Genomic DNA, 24166 nt, shown 5'->3' on the forward strand with positions numbered 1-24166 from the left:
ACAAGACAAATCAATGACATGCAGCGTGCTGATTTTTATGATGAATTGATGAAAAATGCAGTCGGGTTAAGGTTTTGAAGCATGTTAAACGCAGCCAGATATTTACCCTGCTGCGTTATGCGGGTATCTTACGCCGCTGCTTAAAGGAGAATGCTATGTCCGCCCAGAAACCGGGGTTACACCCGCGCAATCGTCATCACAGTCGCTACGATCTCGCCACGCTTTGTCAGGTGAATCCTGAACTGGCGCAATTCCTTACGCTTACCCCTGCCGGTGAGCAAAGCGTTGACTTCGCCAATCCGCTGGCAGTGAAGGCGCTCAACAAGGCGCTGTTGGCACATTTTTATGCTGTGGCGAGCTGGGATATCCCTGACGGTTTTCTCTGCCCACCGGTGCCGGGTCGGGCAGATTATATTCATCATCTTGCTGATTTACTGGCTGAGGCAAGCGGAACAATTCCAGCCAATGCCAGCATTCTGGATATCGGTGTTGGTGCAAATTGTATTTATCCGCTGATTGGTGTGCATGAATATGGCTGGCGTTTTACTGGTACAGAAACTAACAGCCAGGCATTAAGCAGCGCGCAGGCGATCATCAGCGCCAATCCGGGTCTTAACCGCGCTATCCGCCTGCGTCGGCAAAAGGATACCGGCGCCATTTTTAACGGCATCATCCACAAAAACGAGCAATACGACGCAACCTTGTGCAACCCACCGTTCCATGACTCCGCAGCAGCAGCGCGTGCCGGCAGCGAACGCAAACGGCGTAACCTGGGGCTGGACAGAGATAACGCGCTGAACTTTGGCGGTCAGCAACAGGAGCTGTGGTGTGAAGGTGGCGAAGTGGCCTTTATCAAAAAGATGATTGAAGAGAGTAAAGGCTTTGCGAAGCAGGTGATGTGGTTTACCTCGCTGGTATCTCGTGGCGAAAACTTACCGCCGTTGTATCGTGCTCTGACGGATGTTGGCGCGGTGAAAGTGGTCAAAAAAGAGATGGCCCAGGGGCAAAAACAGAGTCGCTTTATTGCCTGGACCTTTATGAACGACGAACAGCGCCGTCGTTTTGTCAATCGCCAGCGTTAAAGCGTAGGCTCCCCCGATGGCAGTGGTGCTACCGGGGGCGTTCCCGGCAGCACCTGATAAGTTTGCACCGGCGCACGAACACCAGCCTGGTCGAAATGTTTTTTCACCTGGCTGTCGAGGGCAAATCTCACCGTCCACTGTTTGAGCGGCAGCGTGGTAAACGAAACACGCAGCGTAAACGCGGTATTGCTTAAGCCGACAATACCGGCAAAGTTCGGTTCACCAATAATCAGCCCGCGAATTTCTTCATTTTCCATCACCGCCGCTACGGCATCCTTCAGCGCCTGATTGGCTTTATCGGCATCCTCATGCCGATCGACATCATAGTTTGCTACCACCGAACCAATGCCACGGACGAAGTTAGCAAAGGTGGTTATCGAAGACCACGGAATGATGTGATACGCACCGGTATCCTGACGCACGCCCACGGAGCGAATCGACATCCGTTCCACCGTGCCGGTCAACGGCCCGATGGTAACCAAATCTCCAGTGTTCATACCGTTTTCAAACTGAATGAACACGCCGGTAATAATATCTTTCACCAGCGTTTGCGAACCAAACGAGATAGCCAGACCTAATGCCCCGGCACCTGCCAGCAGCGGCGCGATATTGACGCCGATTTCCGACAACACAATCATGATGGTGATGGTGCTGATAATCACCGCCAGCGCATTGCGAAACAGTGTCAGCAGGGTACGCGTGCGGGCGCTGGGCAGCGGGCGACCGTGAATATCCGAAGCCAGCCGGTTTTCGATCAAACTGGCGAGCACCGTCCAGCCAACCGCCGAGAAGAAAAGGATGAGCGCGATACGGATCAGGATATCCACGGTTTTCTGTCCCGCGCCGTTTTGCAGCCAGTTCCAGAAATCGAACAGCCCCCAGGCGCTGAGCAGCAACATTACCGCCACGCACACCGTCAGAATACGTGCCGTTTTCAGTGCTGCTGATAGCCAGCCGTTCAGCCGTTTTTGCAGCTCCGGATAGTTACGCTGAGTATGTGGCGAGAGAGTGATGGTCTTCGCCAGCCAGCGGGAAAACATACCGGAAACAAACGCCGCGATACCAATAATCGCCAGACTGCGCACCGTTGCGCCCATCATAAATTTCAGGCTGTTTCCTGGATCGAACAACGAAAAGAAAAACAGCACAATAAAATAGGCGCTTGCCAGCCAGTGCCACACCAGCGCAAAGGCGCGGATAAACAGGCTGAAGAATGCCAGCGAGTGCTCCGCGAAGTTGAGCAAATGCTGGGTAATCTCTTTTTTATTACGAAAGATCAGATACAGCGCCCAGACGGTCATGCACAGCATGATTATCACGTTTGCCAGCGCCCCAATTTGCACATTCACCTGATTAGAGATAATCGGCACTGCCACAATCAGTCCATAACCAATCAGACTGCTTAACCAGCTAAGACGGCGGCACCAGTAGCGGGCGCTTTCATCCTGAATATTGAACGGGCGCAGCTCTGCCACGTTCGGGCAGAAAATCAGGCGTAAAACAGCTTTGAAAAATTCAATCAGAGCGAAAGCATTGAGAAACAGGCTTTGTTGAAAAGCGATGGTTTTGCTACCGGCGTTGAGGTTGTCGCTTAGTACCTGGCCGACAAATAACGTCAGAGCCAGCAACAGCAAATCGATAATAAACGCCCCGATAATCATCGCTGGAAGCTGCAACCAGTTACTGCTCTCACGGTTTTTTTGCCGCGCCCACTGACCCATTTTGCGATACAGCGGTAGCGCGCACAGGCGAATCAGCCAGTAAAAACCAAACACCAGCACCGCGAGCATTGAAAAATGGGTCAGCGCGTTGTTGAAGGTTTGCGGGTTAAAGGGTTTATGCGGGGAGCCAGTGATATTGCGGTAAAGTTGCCCGAAGCGCGCGGAGAGGGCTTCGCCATAATGGCGGCTGATTTCAGTCACCTTTTGCAGCACGGTTTGCTCTTCAACCAGCGTCGGCGGCACGATTTTCGGTACGGGGTCTGCGGGGGGCGTGGCGGCAACGGTGCGTAGCTGGTCGATCAACTCTTTGCGCGAGGTGTCATTATCCAGCACATCCGCCAGTGCGCCATAGGCCGCTTTTTTTTGTTCGATATCCGGTTCCGGAGCCGGTTCGGAGGTTGAATCTGTTGTTGCTGTGGTTGTTACGCCGGGTATGGACACCGCGTGGGCAGGTGCGCCCAGCAGGCAGATGAGGATGAACAGAATCCACCGCATGACTCCTCCAGTGAGAAAACAGAGCAAAAAGATAAGTATAGATGCTGGGGGAGGGGCGATTTGAAATGAGAGGAATCTGGTGTTCCTCCCTTTCAGGGGAAAGGGAGGCTGAGAAGTTAAGAGACGTGCTGTAAAAATTCCTGCAAACGCTGGCTCGGCGGGTTTTTGATCAACACCTGAGGATCACCATCTTCCGCAATCCGGCCTTTATCAATAAAGATCAGACGTGAAGCCACTTTCTCAGCAAAACCGATTTCGTGGGTCACAATCACCATCGTCATGCCTTCTTCTGCCAGATCCTGCATAACCTTCAGCACTTCATGGCGCAGTTCCGGGTCAAGAGCGGAAGTCGGTTCATCGAACAGCATCATTTTCGGTTTTACCGCCAGCGCACGGGCAATCGCCACACGCTGTTGCTGACCACCAGAAAGTTCGGAAGGGTAGTGATGTGCGCGTTCTGCCAGACCGACCTTCGCCAGCAGCTCACGTGCCAGTTTTTCCGCCTCTTCTTTGTTTGCGCCACGCACGCGTAGCGGACCAAACATCACGTTTTCCAGCGCCGTCAGGTGCGGGAAGAGGTAAAATTGCTGGAACACCATGCCCGCTTCCTGGCGAATCAGACGCTCGTCAACTTTCGGATCGTTAACCTTCAGACCATCGACAATCAGATCACCAGAGGTAATTTCTTCCAGTTTGTTGATGCAGCGCAGCAGGGTTGATTTACCGGAACCAGAAGGCCCGATAATCACCACCACTTCGCCCTGAGCAATGTTCAAATCGATATTGTGCAGCACCTGGGTAGGACCAAAATGCTTGGAGACGTTTTTAAATTCAATCACAGGATTTTCATCCTTCTTTCCAGACGACGCAGAATAAAGCTCAGCACCAGGGTAATAATCAGATAGAACACCGCCACGGCGCTCCAGATCTCAAGGGCGCGGAAGTTACCGGCAATAATTTCTTGCCCCTGACGGGTCAGCTCCGCCACGCCGATAACAATAAACAGCGAGGTGTCTTTAATGCTGATGATCCACTGGTTGCCCAGCGGCGGCAGCATACGGCGCAGTGCCAGAGGTAAAATGACGTAGCGAATGGTTTCCCAACGTGAAAGACCAAGTGCCAGCCCGGCTTCACGGAAACCTTTGTGGATTGACAGCACTGCACCACGCGTGATTTCCGCAATGTATGCGCCGGAGTTGATCATGATGGTGACCACCGCCGCAGTAAACGGGTCGATGCGTAAGTCGTTAAACGCCATCGGCAGGGCGAAGTAGATAAACATCACCTGGACGACGATAGGTGTGCCGCGAATCACTTCAATAAAGACTAACGCGACGTGGTTGGCTATCCAACCGCCAAAGGTGCGTGCAAAACCTGCCGCCAGTCCGATCACCAGGCCGCCAGCCAGACCGAGGATCGAAATCCACAGGGTCATTTTGGCGCCTTCAATCAGAAGCGGAATGGCAGGCCAGATGGCACTCCAGTCAAACTGCATATGTTGTTCCTGTTACCGTGGTGTAAATAATCAAATTCAGGGTAATTAATGACGTTGGAGCAAGCCTGTGCCCTCACCCTAATCCTCTCCCCAGAGGGGAGAGGGGACTGTCCGTGCGCTTTACAGGCGTGGTGTTATTATTTCGGTTCTGTACCGAACCATTTTTTGTAGATTTCGTTGTAAGTTCCGTTTTCGCGCAGGGTTTTCAACGCGCCGTTGACTTTATCACGCAGCTCGTCGCTACCTTTCGGGAAAGCAATACCGTATTGCTGTGCTTCCAGAGAGTCACCCACCGCTTTGAACTGGCCGTTACCAGCGGTTTTGATGAAGTAAAGAATGTTTGGTGTATCGTGCAGGACGGCGTCTGCGCGGTTAGTACCCAGTTCCATATAGGCGTTATCGATGTTCGGGAACTGTCGCAGATCTTTGGTTTTGATGTTCGTCTTCGCGTAATCAACGGAGCCAGTGCCGCTCTTCACAGCAACCACTTTACCGTCGAGATCTTTCACGCTTTTCACATCGTTGTTGTTCGCTTTCACCATCACTAACAGACCGCTTTTGTAGTAGCCGTCAGAGAAATCGATCGCTTTTTTACGCTCGTCGGTGATAGTGATGCCCGCCAGCGCCAGATCGACGTTTTTGGTTTGCAGCGCCGGAATGATACCGCTGAAATCCATCGGTTTCAGTTCGTAATCCAGCTTCAGTTCTTTGGCGATTGCCGCCCACAGATCAACATCAAAGCCCACGTATTTGTCGCCCTGTTTAAATTCAAACGGAACGAAAGCGGTATCTGTCGCGACAACTAATTTTTTATCTGCGGCATGGGAAGAAACCGCAAAAGCCAGGGTCAGTGCTGCCAGTGAAACTTTTAATACAGACTTCATAGCATTTCCTTTTTTCTATCCACGGGACGATCCCCTGCGTAACATTTACCTATATGAAAAAATCGTGCCAGTTTTGCAACTCGTTGATTTTTCGAGAGGCGATGAAAACGGATTGCACGATTTATGAGGCAACACCGTTAGATTGCACCATTATGGGGCGCCAAAGTGGTGCGCTAAAATAGTGCAGTCAACACAGTGATTATTTAGCGTAAATCCTGATGAAAAAACAATCTTTATGTAACGATTGTGTGATGATGTTGATACAAAAAATTTACTTTGCCAGGCTGGAAGGGCAGTTGGATGCACTAAAAAAGTGCGTAGAGACGAGGCATCAAAAAAAACGGCCCCCTTTCAGGAAGCCGCTTTTATTGCCTGCTAACGTTTTGAACCATCAGCGGCGGTGTTATTCGATGTTAGATTCGATAAACCACAGGAATTTATCCAGGTCGCGGGAGGCGGCAGTCAGGATATCTGCAGTATCATCATCTTTTGCTTCACCGATGGCTTTACGTACATCATTGGCGACAATTGCATAACGATCCGCCAGCTCTTTCAGGTGATCCTGAACGTTGTGGATGTCCAGCGGGTAGCTTTTCAGCGGTGTTTTGCTATTGATAACTTGAGTGGTGCCAAGGGCAACGCCGCCCAGTTGTACCGCGCGTTCAGCCATGGTATCCAGATGATCGATCAGAGCGGTACGGAAGCCATCCAGCATTTCATGTACGGCAATGAAGTTAGCGCCGCGCATATTCCAGTGTGCCTGTTTGGTAATCAACGAAAGATCAATAAACTGGATAACCTGACGATTCAGCAACTCTACTGTCGCTTTTTTCTCGCTGTCAGAGACATCGTTGCGGGTATAAAGCAGATTGGTCGCTTTTGATTTAACTAATTTAGCGGTACTCATAATTTCATATCCTCTTGATGTTATGTCCCAGTAATTAACGAGACTAAGTATAGCACCGGCTATGTGTTCCGCTATTCTGGCTGTTCCTATCACACTAATAGTGGTAACAAGCGTGAAAGATAAAACCGACGAAAATACAGTGGCTTATATATTCAAATAAGAACGATTCTTATTTATTTGTTCACCAGGAATTTTCGGAATAAATATGCTTTTGTGTAGTCAGATATATAAGGATGTGGCAGGTGAAAATTAGCGAAATATTCTGCATGGTTATGCATAACCATGCAGAATTGTAAATTTAATTAATATCTATTTCTTCTATTTTGCTCTCTTTGCGTGCTGTCAGCGTGGAGCCCATTGAAGCCGCGATGATAGCGCCGAGCGCCAGAATCTGTATTGGCGTCAGCATCTCACCGAGGAAAATCATCCCGGAAATGGCAGCCAGTGCCGGTTCCATGCTCATCAGCGTACCAAATGTCCGCGTCGGCAAACGGGTGAGGGCAATCATCTCCAGCGAGTAGGGCAGAGCGGTCGAGAGAATTGCGACAGCTAAACCTAATGGAACAACCGACCAATGCCAGAGAGCCTCTCCAGCCTGTAACGCACCGATTGGCACGAAAATTAATGCCGCAATCAGCGAACCGATCGCCACCGTCGCAGGGCCGTGTTCAGCACCGGCACGTTGCCCACTTAATATGTAGATAGCCCAACAAGCACCGGCACCGAGCGCCAGCGCACAGCCGGTTAAATCGACATGGGAAACATCTTGCCCCAGCGGCAGCAGGAACCACAGACCGAGCACTGCCAGCAAAACCCATACGAAATCTACCGGGCGACGAGAGGAGAACAGCGCCACCGCCAGTGGCCCGGTGAACTCCAGCGCAACTGCAATTCCCAGAGGTACAGTCTGAATAGAGAGATAAAAGAGATAGTTCATCCCACCCAGAGATACACCGTAAAACAACAGCGGCAACCGTTGTTCTCGGGCAAAACGCAGCCGCCACGGTTTAAAGAATGCGACAAGAATCAATGTTCCCAGCGCAAGGCGCAGTGCAGTCACTCCAGGCGCGCCAACCAGTGGAAAAAGTGATTTTGCTAATGAAGCCCCACCCTGAATAGACGCCATGGCAACGAGCAATATGACTATTGGTAACCAGACCGGCATTTTACGTAATGACCCTGGCATCTTTTCTCCCATAAAGTTGTATAGCAAGGTAAAGCGTGGAGTGTACTGGATGTACCAGTGGCTGGTTGAGCATTTGTTGAAAAATTTTTCCCCATTTTGGCTAAAATGCGCCAGGATTGATGGATTCATCAGTTTGCTGATTAAGAATAATCTGGATGAGAGAGTGTGAATATATGCGTAATACTTACGCTATTCACTGAAAAAGTGATTTAAATTTAGATGGATAGCGGCAAATGGAAACGTTCTGTTACACGAAATGGCCCGTTAGACATCACAAATCGCGAAGAGTTTCCCATTAATTTTTGATATATTTAAAACTTAGGACTTATTTGAATCACATTTGAGGTGGTTATGAAAAAAATTGCATGTCTTTCAGCACTGGCCGCAGTTCTGGCTTTCACCGCAGGTACTTCCGTAGCTGCTACTTCTACCGTAACTGGTGGTTATGCACAGAGCGACGCTCAGGGCAAAATGAACAAAATGGGCGGTTTCAACCTGAAATACCGCTATGAAGAAGACAACAGCCCGCTGGGTGTGATCGGTTCTTTCACTTACACCGAGAAAAGCCGTACTGCAAGCTCTGGTGACTACAACAAAACCCAGTACTACGGCATCACTGCTGGTCCGGCTTACCGCATTAACGACTGGGCAAGCATCTACGGTGTAGTGGGTGTGGGCTATGGTAAATTCCAGACCACTGAATACCCGATCTACAAACATGACACCAGCGACTACGGCTTCTCCTACGGCGCGGGTCTGCAGTTCAACCCAATCGAAAACGTTGCTCTGGACTTCTCTTACGAGCAGAGCCGTATTCGTAACGTTGACGTAGGCACCTGGATTGCCGGTGTTGGTTACCGCTTCTAATCACTTCGGTGATATAAAAAATCCGCCTCTCGGGGCGGATTTTTTTATCTTAAGATTTGGGATCGAATATATCGGTTCCGAGATGGTTGTAATCCACCTTCTGTAACTGGAAGTTAGTGATGTATATCGGCCCGACTTTCTTCTCAGAGATAAACGGGTAATTGATGTTGATCTCCTTCGCTTTAATCCCTGTCCATTGAGAGAAAAAACCTAAGAAGTCATTGGCTGAACGGCGGGCTTTAATTATCCGGTGCGCTTTATCGTCGCTGGAAATGACCATAAAAGGCACCTGGAAATTTTGCTGATATTTATCGTCATGAGCCAGATATTGCACTTCTTTACCGCGTTCTTTAAAGGCCAGACCGTGGTCAGAAAAGTAAACCAGCGAGAAACTGCTACCGCTGTTGCGTAACTGGTCATAGAGTTTGCGCAGTAAATCGTCCGTTTGCGTCATGGTGTAGAGATAGCACGACGTCTCTTTCGATTGCACAAAGGTTTCGTATTTGCCTTGTGTCCGGTCGCAGGCCTGCGGATGTGAGCCCATCAGATGCAAAACAATCAGTTGCGGTTGCGAGTGTTCTTGCGCCAGCACCTGAGCGGTCATGTCCAGTAACGCTTCGTCTTTGGTGTTCTTATCTGCTTCAAAATTACCTTCTTTCAGGAAGTGCACTTCATCTGCACGTTTAGCAATGCTGGCGATGGCGGTATCGTACTCACCAATTTGTCCCTGATTGGAAAACCACCAGGTCTGAAAACCTGCGCGGTTGGCAAGGGTGACAAAGTTATCCTGAAATTGTGGCTTGCCATCGACGACGCGGTTAAGCGTTAAGCCAAGCGATTTTTGCGTGGAGCCGCTGGCGGCAATGTAGTCAGCGAAGATCAGACCGTTAACGCTGCTGGCAAACGGGGTGTTGTTCCAGTGACCGCCAAAGGCACCGAGAGCGTCGCGACGTGCGCTTTCACCGATCACCACCACATAGGTCTGATATTTCGGTTTAACTGCAGTAACCGTCCAGGTATCTTTCATCCCGGAAAGTTTTGCCATCCGCTCTTGCTCTTCAATCACCTCGTTATTGTTGACGATGACATCCTTAGCGAAACGAAATACCGGATAGCCAGTATCCTTCAATTTAAATACGCCGCCCCAGGCCAGGTTTTGCGCGGGGGCAACAAAAAAAGTCGCCACGCTGAATACCAGACACAGGCTGTCGAATTTACTCCAGCGCGTTTTTTCACTCTCTTTTTTTCGCCGGACAGCTATCACGCCGAGCGCAAAAATAAATAAGCCGACCAGATAGCTGTACCACGGAAAAATCGTCAGGATTTCAGTTGACTCTTCCATATTGGTGGAGTGCAGGGCCAGCAAGGTATTGAAGTTAGGCGCGCCGTAGGCCTGAGCAAAAGGGAAATAACAGGCTGCCACTAACGAACTGACGCCAACCAGGACTTTTTGCACGCGAGGCAATGTCCGCCATAGCAAAAGCAAAATAGCCGTAAACGCGGCGGTGTAGAGAAAACTGAAGGGATAGCCTAAGCCGAGATTAATTAATAGCGACTGTAAAAAGTAGAACGCAGTCCACGGGCTAAATACCCGGCTACGGGTAACAAGCGATTCTTTGAGGGTTAAATTCATATGCCACTATCGTAACAAACGCCATGTGCTTACCCTGGCGTCAAGGGTCAATACCTGCAAGAGTGCGTGAAGAGGGGAAAAGGGTCCGCATCCGCGAGCCGCAATATACGCAGGGCTGCAAGAAGATAGAGCGAGCCGCCGTTCAGGTCAACTACTGACGAACCAATCTTTTGCGAAGGGGATTGCAAATCCGACAAAAAGTGGGGGTTTTCAGGCAGAAACTATTTATGCCTGCAATAAAGCAGGAGTGAAGCGGCGTACCGCGACGCCGCTATTTATCGGAAGGTTTATCCTGCTGCGGTTTATTGTTGACCATATCGCACAACATAGAGAGCAGCATTAACCGTACTTTAAAGGGAGAATGACTAAACACGCGCATACACCTCTTGAACTCATTCATAAGACCTCCTGACTTGCTAATCCCGTCGATCCATGAGGGATGATTGCATTACATACAGATATAGCACAGGCTATATTATATAGCTATTGCTAAAACGTTAATTTTTTGTGCCTTCGCAACTCTGGTTTACAATGTGCGCACGAAATGAGAACGCTATATATGTGTCACCATAATGAGGAAGCACAATGAGTCGTCGCGCAGGTACGCCAACAGCAAAAAAAGTGACGCAGTTAGTGAACGTGGAAGAACACGTTGAAGGGTTTCGCCAGGTCAGAGAAGCGCATCGCCGTGAACTTATTGACGATTATGTTGAGCTGATATCTGACCTGATAAGAGAAGTGGGGGAAGCCCGTCAGGTGGACATGGCTGCTCGTCTGGGCGTTTCGCAACCGACGGTGGCTAAAATGCTTAAGCGGCTGGCAACCATGGGACTGATTGAGATGATCCCGTGGCGTGGTGTGTTTTTAACGGCGGAAGGGGAGAAGCTGGCGCAGGAAAGCCGCGAGCGCCATCAGATAGTCGAAAATTTCTTGCTGGTGTTGGGCGTCAGCCCGGAAATTGCCCGTCGTGACGCGGAGGGTATGGAACACCATGTGAGTGAAGAGACGCTGGACGCCTTTCGTTTGTTTACCCAGAAACACGGTGCCAAATGAGCCTGCCTTTTTTACGCACGCTGCAAGGCGATCGCTTTTTTCAGTTATTAATTCTCGTTGGTATCGGATTAAGTTTTTTTGTTCCCTTTGCGCCGAAATCCTGGCCTGCTGCTATCGACTGGCACACCATCATTACTTTAAGTGGCCTGATGCTGCTGACCAAAGGTGTTGAATTAAGCGGTTATTTTGATGTGCTGGGGCGCAAAATGGTGCGCCGTTTTGCTACTGAGCGTCGGCTGGCGATGTTTATGGTACTGGCGGCGGCGCTGCTTTCTACCTTTCTGACCAACGATGTCGCGCTGTTTATTGTTGTCCCGCTGACCATCACGCTGAAAAGACTGTGTGAGATCCCGGTTAATCGGCTGATTATTTTTGAGGCGCTGGCAGTGAATGCCGGATCGCTGCTGACGCCGATTGGTAATCCGCAAAATATCCTTATCTGGGGACGTTCGGGTCTTTCGTTTGCCGGTTTTATTGCACAGATGGCACCGCTGGCTGGTGCGATGATGCTGACATTGCTGCTGCTGTGCTGGTGTTGTTTTCCTGGAAAGGCGCTGCAATATCATACGGGGACGCAAACGCCGGAGTGGAAACCACGGCTGGTGTGGAGTTGTCTGGGGCTGTATATCGTCTTCCTTACGGCGCTGGAGTTGAAACAAGAGCTGTGGGGGCTGGTGATTGTGGCGGCGGGCTTTGCGCTGCTGGCACGTCGCGTGGTGCTCAGTGTGGACTGGACGTTGCTGCTGGTGTTTATGGCGATGTTTATTGACGTCCATTTACTGACCCAGCTTCCGGCGTTGCAAGGCGTGTTGAGTAACGTGAGTCATTTATCCGAACCCGGATTATGGGTAACGGCGATTGGTTTATCGCAGGTGATCAGTAACGTGCCGAGTACTATTTTGCTGCTGAACTATGTGCCGCCGTCGTTGCTGCTGGCATGGGCGGTTAACGTAGGTGGTTTTGGCTTGTTACCGGGATCGCTGGCAAATTTGATTGCGCTACGGATGGCGAACGATCGTCGTATCTGGTGGCGTTTCCATCTTTATTCGATACCAATGCTGTTGTGGGCGGCGCTGGTAGGATACGTTTTGTTAGTTATGCTCCCGGCAGTGTAAGAGCTGGCAAATAAAAAGGCGGATTATGAGTCCGCCTTGTGCTTTAAGTTTTAAAGATTAATTCAGACGAACCGGCATCCCGGAACGGTTTTGAATAGCCTGATCCAGAACAGCCTGGTCAACATCTGGCTGACCGGTCACTGTCTGCACGCTCTTGGTTAGCGTAATTGGCACAATTTCCTGACCTTCAAACTGAGCTTCGGTCGTAGACAGCGGATTATGGACTTCAATATAACGGCTGCCGTCCGGCTCGGTGGTGGCTTTTACCGGCTCATCAATAAACTGTACGCGAGTACCGACCGGCACTTTCTCGAACAGGAATTTGATGTCTTCGTTACGCAGACGCACACAACCGTGGCTTACGCGCAGGCCGATACCAAAGTTGGCGTTGGTGCCGTGGATAGCGTACAGGCGACCGATATACAGTGCATACAGTCCCATCGGGTTATCCGGGCCAGCCGGAACGACAGCCGGAAGCGGTTCGCCCGCAGCGCGGTATTCTGCATGCATTTTAGCGGTCGGCGTCCAGGTCGGGCCTGCTTTCTTACGCTCTACTTTGGTGGTCCAGTTGATAGGCGTGTCTTTACCTAACTGACCAATGCCGATCGGCAGTACGATAACGGTGTTAGTCCCTTTCGGATAGTAATACAGACGCATCTCTGCGCTGTTAATCACAATGCCTTCATGAACAGTGTCCGGCAGGATCAGTTGCTGCGGGATGTTCAGTACGGTGCCGCCTTTCGGCAGGAAGGTATCCACACCAGGGTTCGCTTCCATCATATTGGAAAGCCCCATCTGATACTCAGCCGCAAAGTACTCCAGCGGCTGAGAGTTACCTTCAGGGATAGTGATCACCTGATTCTGACCAACCAGGCGACTCCCGTCGGTTGGCAGAGGATAAGTTACCGCTGAAGCGGTACTGCAAAAGCCGACAACAGCGAAGGCCGCTGCGAATAACGTTTTCAATTTCATATTCATGTTAAGCGAGATTTCGTGCCTGGCAGGCCATTAGGTTGAGAATATTAGAGTATTGGAAGCGCATTATATGTTCATTCCAGCTAACAGTGAAATCAGATGTGTACGAAATCACATTTTTTGCCTTTGGGAAGAGTGTAGACCTTAAGCGGGGGACGGGATCTTCTTTCAGATTTATGGCATAATGCGCGGTTTGTCATATCTCTTTTCAGGATACGCCTGTGTTAGTTTCCAGTAACGTCACCATGCAGTTCGGCAGTAAGCCGTTGTTTGAAAACATTTCCGTCAAATTTGGCGGCGGCAACCGTTACGGCCTGATTGGCGCGAACGGTAGTGGTAAATCCACCTTTATGAAGATTCTCGGCGGCGACTTAGAGCCGACGCTGGGTAACGTTTCCCTCGATCCCAACGAGCGCATTGGTAAACTGCGTCAGGATCAATTTGCCTTTGAAGAGTTCACCGTGCTGGATACGGTGATCATGGGGCATAAAGAGTTGTGGGAAGTGAAGCAGGAGCGCGACCGCATCTATGCTTTGCCGGAAATGAGCGAAGAAGATGGCTATAAAGTTGCCGATCTGGAAGTGAAATACGGCGAAATGGACGGTTACTCTGCGGAAGCTCGCGCTGGTGAACTGTTGCTTGGCGTGGGAATTCCAGTGGAACAACACTACGGCCCGATGAGTGAAGTTGCTCCCGGCTGGAAGCTGCGTGTGCTGCTGGCGCAGGCGCTGTTTGCTGATCCGGACATTCTTCTGCTCGACGAACCAACCAACAACCTCGACATCGATACCATTCGCTGGCTGGAGCAGGTGCTGAACGAGCGTGACAGTACCATGATTATCATCTCGCACGACCGTCACTTCCTGAACATGGTTTGTACCCACATGGCGGATCTGGATTACGGCGAACTGCGCGTTTATCCGGGCAACTACGATGAGTACATGACGGCGGCGACTCAGGCACGCGAACGTCTGCTGGCTGATAACGCCAAGAAGAAAGCGCAGATTGCCGAGCTGCAATCTTTCGTTAGCCGCTTTAGCGCCAACGCCTCGAAATCTCGTCAGGCAACTTCGCGTGCGCGTCAGATTGATAAAATCAAACTGGAAGAGGTGAAAGCCTCCAGCCGTCAGAACCCGTTCATCCGTTTTGAGCAGGATAAGAAACTGTTCCGTAACGCGCTGGAAGTGGAAGGGCTGACCAAAGGGTTTGATAACGGTCCGCTGTTTAAAAATCTCAACCTGCTGCTGGAAGTGGGTGAAAAGCTGGCGGTACTCGGCACCAACGGCGTCGGTAAATCGACCTTGCTGAAAACGCTGGTGGGTGATCTGGAACCGGATAGTGGCACCGTAAAATGGTCAGAGAACGCGCGCATTGGTTACTACGCGCAGGATCACGAATATGAGTTCGATAATGACCTGACCGTGTTTGAATGGATGAGCCAGTGGAAGCAGGAAGGCGATGACGAGCAGGCGGTGCGCAGCATTCTCGGTCGCTTATTGTTCAGTCAGGATGACATCAAAAAGCCTGCCAAAGTGCTTTCCGGTGGTGAAAAAGGCCGTATGTTGTTTGGTAAGTTAATGATGCAGAAACCGAACATTCTGATCATGGACGAACCGACCAACCACCTGGATATGGAATCCATCGAGTCACTGAACATGGCGCTGGAACTGTATCAGGGCACGCTGATCTTTGTTTCACACGACCGTGAGTTCGTAAGCTCCCTGGCGACCCGCATTCTGGAAATCACCCCGGAACGCGTGATCGACTTTAGCGGTAATTACGAAGATTACCTGCGTAGTAAAGGGATCGAGTAAGTTATTGTCAGTAGCCCTGGAAATGTCAGGGCTACTGATGACAAATGCAAGATTGTTATCAGGCCTACGTAGACCCTGCAATATATTGAATCTGAAGGGCTTTGTAGGCCGGATAAGGCGTTAACGCCGCATCCGGCATGAAGAAAGCGCACTTTGTCAGCAATCTGAGCAACATCGAACCGACTTCCTTAACCTCACATCAATTCACTTCCACTAATCCATCACCTCTCAAACATCCATGCCCAGCGCGCGTTTACCGTGAACGTTCAGATCCTCCAGCGTAAAACGACCTTGCCAGTTTGTTTCATAATCTTCACGCGGGAAATCCCCCGGCGAGATGCCTTTTTCCAGTGCCTCTTTGACCTTGTGCGCATAAGCCCGGTTCTTCTCGCACATCGGCGCGGCAGGAATATACATCACGTTCCCCCAGCCCTGTTGATTGTCTACCGGTGCGACACAGTGGATCACATCGCAGTGCCACCAGACAGAATCCCCCGCTGTTATTGCCGGAATTGACGTTAGTGCTTTCATCAATAAGGGGTGCCATTTTTCAGAAACAGGCAGAACTTTACCAGGCGCGACTCCGCACAGCTCGTCGTCCGGCACGTCATCCAACAGCGGGCGTAATAAAACATACGCCATCGCTTCCGGGATCGGCACCACATGCAACAACCCCTGGCCTGGTAACATATCGGAAAGTGCCGTCCAGCCCTGGAACGTGCGGAACACGGAACATTTGGTAGTGTTATCGACGGTGTATTCTTCTACATCGGTACGGTGTGCTGCATCCCACGGATCGTAATCATCAAAATTACCGTTGAAAACATGAGCAAAAACGCGCTGATAAGCAGGTAATAACCAGCGTTCCAGGGCACCAGAATCGGTGTGAGCGCCCAGGCCTTTGGACGTCGTGCCCGGTGGGCGACGGCGGATCCTGTCTGGATAGATCACGCTGACATCGGGATCAAACCATTGTTTGCCGCTGCTTTCAGACTTCCACAGGCGGTTAAGGAAAGATTGCACCGCAGCCATATTGTCGCTCTGCCGCGCCTGCATCTGTGCCTGTGACCAGTAAATGGGATAGATTTCGGGGCGAGACGCCTCCAGCGAGCCGAAAAAGCTGTCACCGGGACCTTTATAAACATCATCAAAGTGATTGGCATCAAGGTAGTTGAGCATTGCGCGATCCCACGCCAGCGCCTGCTCGCGGGGGAAATGGCCTTTTATTACCGCGCAGCCGCGACGTTTTATCTCATTGCGCGTGGCTTCACTCACTGTACCTGCTGCAATGTCGCTATAAGGAACTTCCGGCCAAACCGGCAGTCCTTGCGCTTTCAGTGCGTCTATTTCTGCTACACGCGCTTCGATTTTTGCAGAGAGTTTATCGAAGACCTGTTGTACATCGCCGATCTGTTTTCGCAGCTCCGCTTTCATCTCACGGATAGCTGTTTTTGCATCTGTTGGCAGCGTCTCATAGGTAAAAGTCATATCAACCTCACAACTTTCGTTCGAAAGTAAAAATGATTACGATTGATACTTTAAGTTAAAAATAAGTTAACGCAAGATGAAAATCTTGAGTTAGTGCACAAAGTGAGCAAAAAAGAGAGATGCCGGAGCGGTCACTCCGGCCGGGAGAAGATTACTTATTGAAAGGAGTGGTGCTACCCAGCACCGCCTGAATCACATTCAGCGCGCCTTCATGATTATTATCATCGGTAGCGTAACGGGCGATTTGTTTAATGTTTTCCGCAGCATTGCCCATTGCAAAGGAATAATGTGCCATTTTAAGCATCTCTGCGTCGTTACCGCTGTCGCCAATCGCTACCACATTTTGCGGCGACAGACCCCAGCGTTTTAACAACCGCGAAATACCATTTGCTTTATGCAGGCCGGGAATAATCAGGTCGATAAAACCCGCGCCACTGGTGACAGGTTTCATAATGCCATCGAGCGCAACGTGCAGTTTGTCGACAACCAGCGGGATTTGTTCATCCGGCAGGTTGAGCGAAAACTTAAAAAGCACGTCATCAATCTCCTGGTAATCCTTCACAGGTTTCAGTCGATGGTAGTGTTTTTCCATCAGTGCGACGAATGCTTCCGGCGCATTTTCACTGATGTATGCGCTTTGCAGACCACAGGCGACAAAATTGAGTTGTTTATCCTTCAGCAGTTCACCAATGACAATTCTGGATTCATGCCGGGTCAGTTCACCGTGGAACAACTGCTTGCCATGTTCGTAGACCAGCGCGCCATTTTCCGCGACAAAAGAGATTTCATCTTTTAGCTCAGGAAAGAAGGAAATAAGCTGGTAATACTGGTTACCACTGGCGACAACGAACTCAATGTCGCGCTTTTTCAGTTCCTGATACTGCGCCATAAAACGTGACTGGTTGTACATTTTGGCGTCGTTAAGAAAAGTACCGTCCATATCGCAAACGATAACTTTTACAGTCATAAAAGTGCTCCCGGCAATTAATGCAAACGCCACAGTGTAATGACAATGTGATGCGGAGCACAAACTAATTTCGAATGAAAGCGAGAGTAAAATTGATTTCGTGAATGTTTTAGCCCGGCGGCGACGCCGGGCTGAGGGGATTACAGCATGTGTTCAGTACGGGCGATGATATCGTCCTGTGCGTCAGGAGAGAGCGCGGTGAAGAAGGCGGAATAGCCCGCGACACGCACTACCAGATCGCGGTACTGATCAGGATGTTTTTTCGCTTCCAGCAATGTTTCTCGGGAAACAATGTTGTACTGAATATGCCAGCCTTTATGCACTTCGAAGAAGGTGCGCAGCAGGATCATCAGTTTCTGCTTGTCAGATTCGTTCTCCAGCGTCGCCGGGTTCAGTTTCTGATTGAGCAACACACCGCCGAGAATCGCTGCCGTAGGCAGTTTACCCACAGAGCCAATGACCGCCGTTGGGCCGAGATGGTCAGTACCGGAGGCCGGGCTTGCGCCTTCTGCCAGCGGGGTATGCGCTTTACGTCCGTCCGGCGTTGCCATCGTCTGCGCGCCAAACGGTACGTTGGCGGAAATAGATGATGTACCTGCGTAATAGTTGCCGCCAACTGGACCACGACCATAGCGCGGGTTATGGTACTGTTTCAGTTCGTCGATATAGGTCTGATAGGCGCGAGCCAGCAGCGTATCGACGCTATCATCATCGTTGCCATACTTCGGCGCGCCGTTAATCAGACGCTGACGCAGTTGCTCGTGAGTCAGACCTTCGAAGTCTTCCGCCAGTGCGGCAGCCAGTTGTTGCTGACCAATCGCACCCTGTTCAAATACCAGTTTTTTCACCGCCGCCAGGCTGTTGCCGAGGTTGGCAATACCAACCTGCAAGCCGGAAACCCAGTCATATTTCGCGCCGCCTTGCTTGATACTTTTCGCTCGCTCAATGCAGTCATCCACCAGCGCCGAGCAGAGAATATCGTGCACGTTCTCTTCCAGCATGGTGTCGACGACATATTCGATTTCGATTGATTTGCGGGTGTAGTAACCGATTTGCGTATCCCACGCGTCCATTACTTCATCGAAGTTGTTGAAGTTACCCGCTGACAACGCTTTTTCTTGTGGCAGGAACACTTTGCCGCTGGTGGCATCACGACCGCCTTCCAGCGCCGCCAGCATCACGCGGGCGAAGTTGATAAAGCTCATGCCGGTGCAGCGATAGCCCCATTTACCGCCGACGGCGGTTTCGATACAACCAATCGCTGCGTAATCGTAAGCGTCCTGCGGTTCAATACCGAGTTTGATAAATTCCGGGATCACGATTTCGTCGTTGTTGAACGCGGGCATCCCGAAGCCGCAGCGGATCACCTGTACACAGGCATCGAGGAAATCGTTACTCATTCCTGCATGGTAGCGCACGCTGAGGTTAGGCTGAGTGGAGCGCAGACGACCGCAGGATTCAAGGATCGCGTAAGAGAGCGGATTCACTGCGTCCATCGGTTGACCATCAACCAGATTTTGCCCACCAATGGTGACGTTCTGATACAGCGGGCTACCCGCAGAGGCTTTCGAGTGTGAGCCGGAGCGGATCTTGTTCACTTCCAGCAGTTTCAGCCAGCAGCTATGCAGCATCTCGATGGCGTGTTCGCGATCCAGCGTCTGGTTGAGTTCAACGTCGCGACGATAGTACGGATAGAGATACTGGTCCATACGACCAAACGAAACCGAGTGACCGTTAGATTCAATCTGCAAAATCAACTGGATGAAGTAGCACAGTTGCAGCGCCTGCCAGAAAGTCTGCGGCGGCTGGTGGGCGATAAGGTCGCAGTTTTCTGCTATCGCCAGCAGTTCATCACGACGGCTTTCGCGAGTTTCGGTGGCTGCCATTTCACGCGCCAGAGCAGCGAAACGTTCAATGTGTTCACTGACTGCCACCAGCACGATATCAATGGCTTTCAGGAACTGCTCGCCGTGTAAATCTTCCAGCACCGTCAGGTTGATACGTGAGCGACGCTCCGCCACTTTCTCGCGCAGACCATCAAGCCCTTTTTCCAGCAGCAGCGGGAAATTCACCGCCAGGTGCGCATCGCCGGAGGTCATATTGCCTTCTGCTTTAATGATACCGGTCGCCAGCAGGCCTTTTTGCTCATCGGTAAACATGCCGTAGCAGCGATCCTGTACCGTCTGACCGCGCCACCACGGGCACACTTCATGCAGAACGCGTTTGTTCTCTTCGCTCACCGCAAAACCAGCACCCGGACGATCCGCCAGATCATCAATCTCTTTTTCGATCCAGGAGACGGTATATTCCGGGAAGATCGGCGCGGCACGAACTTCGCTTGCCTGGTTGCCGATGATCAACTCATCGTGTTTGATCCAGATGGTGCGATTCGCCAGGTGATGTGCCAGTGCCAGTGCGCGACGTACCGGGATCGGCTTATCGAGATGTTGTTGATACATCTCGGTATAGTGCTGTGCGCGCTCGGTACAAACCGGCGGTTTCACAATATGCACCAGCGCATTTTTGTGCGCTTTAATGCGGTCGCTGAGCGTGTCCAGTTTCAGTGTTGTCATGGTTGTTATCCTCGTAAAGTCGCGGTTAACCCTTTCTGGCAGGCATACTGCTGGGCAAAGTCGAGCAGTTCTGGCGCATCAAGCGGTTTTTCCGGGGCGTCATAGGGCAGATTAAGTAAGTGATATTTGTTGATGCCCAGCGTGTGGTAGGGCAGGAAATGGATTTCGCCAACGTGCAGCTCGTCGGCGGCAAAATCGGTAATGGCTTTCACAGAGGTTTCATCGGCATTAAAGCCCTGAATCAGCGGCACGCGAATGATGATTTTTTTGCCCGCTGCGGCGAGTTTTTTCAGGTTATCCAGCACTCTGGCGGCGTTACCGTCGGTCCACTGTTTAAACGGCGCGTCGGCGACGTGTTTTAAATCGGCAAGAAACAGATCGATATAGGGCAGAGAAGGGGCGATATATTTCCACGGCACATGCAGGCAGGTTTCTACCGCAGTATGAATGCCTGCCTCGTGGCTGGCTTGCAGTAGCGCCATCGCCATTTCCGGCTGCATAAACGGTTCACCGCCAGAAAGCGTTAATCCGCCGCCGCTGCGATCGTAAAACGGTTTATCGCGCAGAACGGTCGCCATGATCTCCTCAACGCTTTTCACTTCGCCGCACACGGTTAACGCCTGTGTCGGGCAGCAGTCGGTTAACGCCGTCAGATGTTCAGGGGTTAACTTTTCCCGATGGATAAGCAGGCCATTCAGCGTGCGCTCAATCACTTCCGGGGCGGCCTTAGCACACAGCTCGCAGCCCTCCAGGCACAGACGCGCGTCATACAGCAGATCCTGCGTGCGGGCGCGGCTTTCTGGGTTCTGACACCAGCGGCAACCCAGCGAGCAACCTTTCAGAAAAACCACTGTGCGAATGCCGGGACCGTCGTGGGTCGAGTAGCGTTGAATATTGAAGATCATAGATGCCTCTCTGTTTCGTTCAAACATTAAATTACTTTCGAATGAAAGTTATGTTGATGTGCGTCAACTGTTCAGAGAGTTTTCTCGTGGTAGTCTGGTTTCAGACAAAAGTACATTTTGAGGATGGTTATGGAACTGTATCTGGATACTTCAGACGTTGCTGCAGTGAAGGCGCTGGCGCGCGTTTTTCCGCTGGCGGGTGTGACCACTAACCCAAGCATTATCGCTGCGGGTAAAAAAACGCTGGACGTTGTGCTTCCGGAACTTCATGAAGCGATGGGCGGTCAGGGGCGTTTGTTTGCCCAGGTAATGGCTACCACTGCTGAAGGCATGGTGAACGATGCACGCAAACTGCGTTCTATCATTGCGGATATCGTGGTGAAAGTACCGGTGACCGCCGAGGGGCTGGCAGCTATCAAAATGTTAAAAGCGGAAGGGATCCCGACGCTGGGCACGGCGGTGTATGGCGCAGCACAAGGGCTGTTGTCGGCGCTGGCGGGCGCGGAATATGTTGCGCCTTACGTCAACCGTATTGATGCTCAGGGGGGGAGCGGTATTCAAACCGTGACCGATTTGCATCAGTTACTGAAAATGCATGCGCCACAGGCGAAAGTGTTAGCCGCGAGTTTCAAAACCCCGCGTCAGGCGCTGGATTGTTTACTGGCAGGATGTGAATCAATCACCCTGCCGCTGGATGTGGCGCAGCAGATGATTAGCTATCCGGCGGTTGATGCTGCCGTGGCGAAGTTTGAGCAGGACTGGCAGGGCGCGTTTGGCAGAACGTCGATTTAACAGGATGTTCTGCATCCTCATAAATTGCTTATGACGTGGCGGAGTGCACCGATGCCTGCCGCGTCTTATCAGGTCTGGAAATCTGCGCCCGAACCGTAGGTCGGATAAGGCGTTTACGCCGCATCCGACACCCGGAGCACAATGCGACGCCTGCGCGTCTTATCAGGCCTGGAGGCGACAATTACTGCCCGCAAACCTCACATCCCGCATTGCGCATCAGTTTCATTTCGCGGAACTGACAGGTCATCGCATCGTACATCACGATTTTTCCGCTGGCAGGTTTGCCATAACCTGCCAGCAGTTTGATCGCTTCCATTGCCTGCAACGAACCAATTACGCCAATCAACGGCGCCATCACACCTGCTTCCACGCAGGTTAGCGCGTTCTCGCCAAACAAACGGCTAAGGCAGCGGTAGCAAGGCTCGCCGTCCTGATAAGTAAAGACGGTGATTTGCCCTTCCATACGAATTGCTGCCCCGGAAACCAGCGGCACCTTTGCGGCAAAACAGCCAGCATTCAGTTGATTACGTACCGCTACGTTATCCGTACAGTCGAGCACCAGATCGTGTTCAGCAATCAACGCTGCAAGCTCAGCGTCATCAAGCAACGCATTCACCGGCGTAATCGAGATATGGGGATTGATCCGTGCCAGGGCATCACGAGCAGATTCAACCTTCGGTTGCCCGACCGTAGCGTCACTGTGTAGCGTCTGGCGTTGCAGATTCGAGAGCGAGACAGTGTCGAAGTCGAGCAGCGTCAGGTTACCGACACCGGCGCTTGCCAGATACTGCGAGGCTGCGCAGCCGAGTCCACCAAGGCCGACGACCAGCACGCGAGAATCTTTTAACGCTTCCTGACCGTCAAAATCAAAACCACGCAGGATGATTTGCCGGTTGTAGCGCAGCATCTCCTGATCGCTGAGTTCCGCCATTACAGGCCTCCGAATAACGCGTTAAATGGCTCGACTTCCACCCACTCGCCCACTTCCACATTGCCGCGATCGCGTTCAAGCACGATAAAACAGTTGCCGAGGCTAAAGGAGCTAAATATATGTGAGCCCTGATGCCCGGTAGTGGTGACTTCCAGTTCGCCGTTGGCATTGCGTTGCAGCACACCACGCTGGAAATCAAGACGACCAGGCGTTTTCTTGAGGCGAGAAGCCGTGCGTACGCGCTGACGCGCGGGCAGGCCGCTGGCGGTGTTGCCGCTTAATTTTGCCAGTAACGGTTGTACCAGTTGGTAGAAGGTTAGCGTTGCTGAAACTGGATTACCCGGCAGGCCGCAGAACCAGCTATTGCCGAGTTTACCGAACGCGAACGGTTTACCCGGTTTAATTGCCAGCTTCCAGAAGGCAATTTCACCCAGCTCTTCGAGAATGGTTTTGGTGTAATCTGCTTCACCAACCGAAACACCGCCAGAACTGATCACTACATCCGCCTGACTGTCGGCTTCAATAAATGCTGCGCGCAAGGCGTGGGGATCGTCGCGGATAATCCCTAAGTTGATCACCTCGCAACCCAGTTGTTCTAACATGAGGTGTACGGCGAGACGGTTGGTATCGTAGATTTGACCGTCGCCCAGCGGCTGACCTGGCAACTGGAGTTCATCACCGGTGGAAAACAGCGCCACACGCACTTTGCGAATCACCGGAACTTCGGCAATTCCCAGCGAAGCAATCACCGGCAGCTCTGCGGTAGTCAGGCGAGTACCCGCCGGGAAAACAACCGCACCCGCAGAGATATCTTCACCGCGACGACGAATATTTTGCCCGCTACGCACTTCAGCGGTAAAACGCACTCCTGCGTCTGTTTGTTCGGTCTGTTCCTGCATGACCACCGCTTCGCAGCCTTCCGGCACCGGAGCACCGGTCATAATGCGAATACAGGTGCCAGCAGGCCATTCACCATGATACGGCTGACCGGCAAACGATTTGCCAGCAACAGAAAGCGGTTGCCCGGAGGCGATATCGGCTAAACGAACCGCGTAGCCGTCCATTGCCGAGTTATCAAACCCAGGGACATCGAGCGGCGAAACCACATCGCTCGCCAGAATACGACCAAAACACTGAACCAGTGGCAGCGTTTCCTGGGCAGTCAAAGGGGTAACGCGAGAAAGCATCTCATTAAGCGCGGTGTCGAGCGACATCAAACCGGTGGTAAATTCCATGAAAACACTCCTGCGGGGCAAAATCGAATCCGCCTATTATGTCAGAAA

The 24166-nt window shown here is 51.5% G+C and carries 22 protein-coding genes; 7 read left to right on the forward strand and 15 right to left on the reverse strand.

Translation table 11 applies throughout. The features are described from left to right. Nucleotides 1–155: 155 nt before the first annotated feature. On the forward strand, nucleotides 156–1082 hold the full coding sequence (gene rlmF / locus WES_RS13975) for a 23S rRNA (adenine(1618)-N(6))-methyltransferase RlmF (protein WP_010354760.1): 927 nt from the start codon (nucleotides 156–158) through the stop codon (nucleotides 1080–1082). Here the strand turns inward: rlmF and ybiO are convergent. The 6 genes from ybiO to rhtA all read right to left on the reverse strand — a co-directional run bounded on the left by ybiO (nucleotide 1079) and on the right by rhtA (nucleotide 7770). Continuing rightward, nucleotides 1079–3298 carry a mechanosensitive channel protein gene (ybiO, locus tag WES_RS13970; protein WP_016159024.1) on the reverse strand — a complete coding sequence of 740 codons (2220 nt, stop codon included), beginning with the start codon at nucleotides 3296–3298 and terminating at the stop codon, nucleotides 1079–1081. The two genes, rlmF and ybiO, sit on opposite strands and share 4 nt — an antisense overlap. A 116-nt stretch (nucleotides 3299–3414) precedes the next feature. Then, a complete protein-coding gene (gene glnQ, locus WES_RS13965; RefSeq protein ID WP_000569080.1) occupies nucleotides 3415–4137 on the reverse strand; it encodes a glutamine ABC transporter ATP-binding protein GlnQ in 723 nt (240 codons plus the stop codon). Beyond that, nucleotides 4134–4793: a glutamine ABC transporter permease GlnP gene (gene glnP / locus WES_RS13960; RefSeq protein ID WP_001159053.1), complete on the reverse strand. Its 660-nt coding sequence runs from the start codon at nucleotides 4791–4793 to the stop codon at nucleotides 4134–4136. Before glnP ends, glnQ begins: the two co-directional genes overlap by 4 nt. Before the next feature lie 137 nt (nucleotides 4794–4930). Continuing rightward, nucleotides 4931–5677 (reverse strand): glutamine ABC transporter substrate-binding protein GlnH, encoded by a 747-nt coding sequence (gene glnH, locus WES_RS13955; RefSeq protein ID WP_000843874.1) that lies wholly within the window; start codon nucleotides 5675–5677, stop codon nucleotides 4931–4933. Nucleotides 5678–6080: 403 nt separating this feature from the next. Continuing rightward, entirely contained in the window at nucleotides 6081–6584 is a 504-nt protein-coding gene (gene dps / locus WES_RS13950) for a DNA starvation/stationary phase protection protein Dps (RefSeq protein WP_000100800.1), read from the reverse strand. 298 nt (nucleotides 6585–6882) lie between these two features. Beyond that, nucleotides 6883–7770, reverse strand: coding sequence for a threonine/homoserine exporter RhtA (rhtA, locus tag WES_RS13945; protein WP_010351217.1), 888 nt, complete (start codon nucleotides 7768–7770; stop codon nucleotides 6883–6885). A 233-nt stretch (nucleotides 7771–8003) separates the two neighbouring features. On the opposite strand from rhtA, the gene WES_RS23970 reads away from it, so the two are divergent. Together WES_RS23970 and ompX are read left to right on the forward strand one after the other, a co-directional pair. Then, on the forward strand, nucleotides 8004–8069 hold the full coding sequence (locus WES_RS23970) for a hypothetical protein (RefSeq protein ID WP_123056750.1): 66 nt from the start codon (nucleotides 8004–8006) through the stop codon (nucleotides 8067–8069). A 52-nt stretch (nucleotides 8070–8121) separates the two neighbouring features. Next, nucleotides 8122–8637, forward strand: a complete 516-nt coding sequence (gene ompX, locus WES_RS13940; protein ID WP_010351215.1) for an outer membrane protein OmpX — start codon at nucleotides 8122–8124, stop codon at nucleotides 8635–8637. 49 nt (nucleotides 8638–8686) lie between these two features. Here ompX and opgE read toward each other — a convergent pair whose 3' ends face one another. Both opgE and mntS read right to left on the reverse strand, forming a co-directional pair. Next, nucleotides 8687–10270 (reverse strand): phosphoethanolamine transferase, encoded by a 1584-nt coding sequence (gene opgE, locus WES_RS13935; protein ID WP_016159023.1) that lies wholly within the window; start codon nucleotides 10268–10270, stop codon nucleotides 8687–8689. Between the two features lie 271 nt (nucleotides 10271–10541). Next, nucleotides 10542–10670 (reverse strand): manganase accumulation protein MntS, encoded by a 129-nt coding sequence (gene mntS, locus WES_RS13930; protein WP_001001761.1) that lies wholly within the window; start codon nucleotides 10668–10670, stop codon nucleotides 10542–10544. Nucleotides 10671–10855: 185 nt separating this feature from the next. Between mntS and mntR the strand changes: the two genes are divergently transcribed. After that, nucleotides 10856–11323 (forward strand): manganese-binding transcriptional regulator MntR, encoded by a 468-nt coding sequence (gene mntR / locus WES_RS13925; RefSeq protein ID WP_000091016.1) that lies wholly within the window; start codon nucleotides 10856–10858, stop codon nucleotides 11321–11323. Then, complete coding sequence (locus WES_RS13920) at nucleotides 11320–12438, forward strand: anion transporter (protein WP_016159022.1); 1119 nt, start codon at nucleotides 11320–11322, stop codon at nucleotides 12436–12438. The genes mntR and WES_RS13920 overlap by 4 nt, the downstream gene beginning before the upstream one ends. Before the next feature lie 57 nt (nucleotides 12439–12495). Here WES_RS13920 and ldtB read toward each other — a convergent pair whose 3' ends face one another. Continuing rightward, nucleotides 12496–13416: a L,D-transpeptidase gene (gene ldtB, locus WES_RS13915; RefSeq protein WP_016159021.1), complete on the reverse strand. Its 921-nt coding sequence runs from the start codon at nucleotides 13414–13416 to the stop codon at nucleotides 12496–12498. A gap of 218 nt (nucleotides 13417–13634) precedes the next feature. Here ldtB and WES_RS13910 point away from each other — a divergent pair, with 218 nt between their 5' ends. Next, nucleotides 13635–15227, forward strand: coding sequence for an ABC-F family ATPase (locus WES_RS13910; RefSeq protein ID WP_000961452.1), 1593 nt, complete (start codon nucleotides 13635–13637; stop codon nucleotides 15225–15227). 228 nt (nucleotides 15228–15455) lie between these two features. On the opposite strand, the gene WES_RS13905 is transcribed toward WES_RS13910, so the two are convergent. The 4 genes from WES_RS13905 to WES_RS13890 all read right to left on the reverse strand — a co-directional run bounded on the left by WES_RS13905 (nucleotide 15456) and on the right by WES_RS13890 (nucleotide 21160). After that, nucleotides 15456–16715 (reverse strand): DUF1479 domain-containing protein, encoded by a 1260-nt coding sequence (locus WES_RS13905; RefSeq protein ID WP_016159020.1) that lies wholly within the window; start codon nucleotides 16713–16715, stop codon nucleotides 15456–15458. Between the two features lie 151 nt (nucleotides 16716–16866). Further along, a complete protein-coding gene (gene ybiV / locus WES_RS13900; RefSeq protein ID WP_016159019.1) occupies nucleotides 16867–17682 on the reverse strand; it encodes a sugar-phosphatase YbiV in 816 nt (271 codons plus the stop codon). A 140-nt stretch (nucleotides 17683–17822) separates the two neighbouring features. Further along, nucleotides 17823–20255, reverse strand: coding sequence for a glycyl radical protein (locus WES_RS13895; RefSeq protein ID WP_016159018.1), 2433 nt, complete (start codon nucleotides 20253–20255; stop codon nucleotides 17823–17825). Nucleotides 20256–20260: 5 nt separating this feature from the next. Then, complete coding sequence (locus WES_RS13890; RefSeq protein ID WP_010351157.1) at nucleotides 20261–21160, reverse strand: glycyl-radical enzyme activating protein; 900 nt, start codon at nucleotides 21158–21160, stop codon at nucleotides 20261–20263. Nucleotides 21161–21289: 129 nt separating this feature from the next. On the opposite strand from WES_RS13890, the gene fsa reads away from it, so the two are divergent. Continuing rightward, on the forward strand, nucleotides 21290–21952 hold the full coding sequence (gene fsa, locus WES_RS13885; protein WP_016159017.1) for a fructose-6-phosphate aldolase: 663 nt from the start codon (nucleotides 21290–21292) through the stop codon (nucleotides 21950–21952). A 181-nt stretch (nucleotides 21953–22133) separates the two neighbouring features. On the opposite strand, the gene moeB is transcribed toward fsa, so the two are convergent. Both moeB and moeA read right to left on the reverse strand, forming a co-directional pair. Next, nucleotides 22134–22883: a molybdopterin-synthase adenylyltransferase MoeB gene (moeB, locus tag WES_RS13880; RefSeq protein ID WP_016159016.1), complete on the reverse strand. Its 750-nt coding sequence runs from the start codon at nucleotides 22881–22883 to the stop codon at nucleotides 22134–22136. Then, complete coding sequence (moeA, locus tag WES_RS13875) at nucleotides 22883–24118, reverse strand: molybdopterin molybdotransferase MoeA (RefSeq protein WP_016159015.1); 1236 nt, start codon at nucleotides 24116–24118, stop codon at nucleotides 22883–22885. Before moeA ends, moeB begins: the two co-directional genes overlap by 1 nt. Between the last annotated feature and the right edge of the window lie 48 nt (nucleotides 24119–24166).

The organism is Escherichia sp. KTE31 (assembly GCF_000407925.1).
Taxonomy (GTDB): Bacteria; Pseudomonadota; Gammaproteobacteria; order Enterobacterales; family Enterobacteriaceae; genus Escherichia; species Escherichia ruysiae.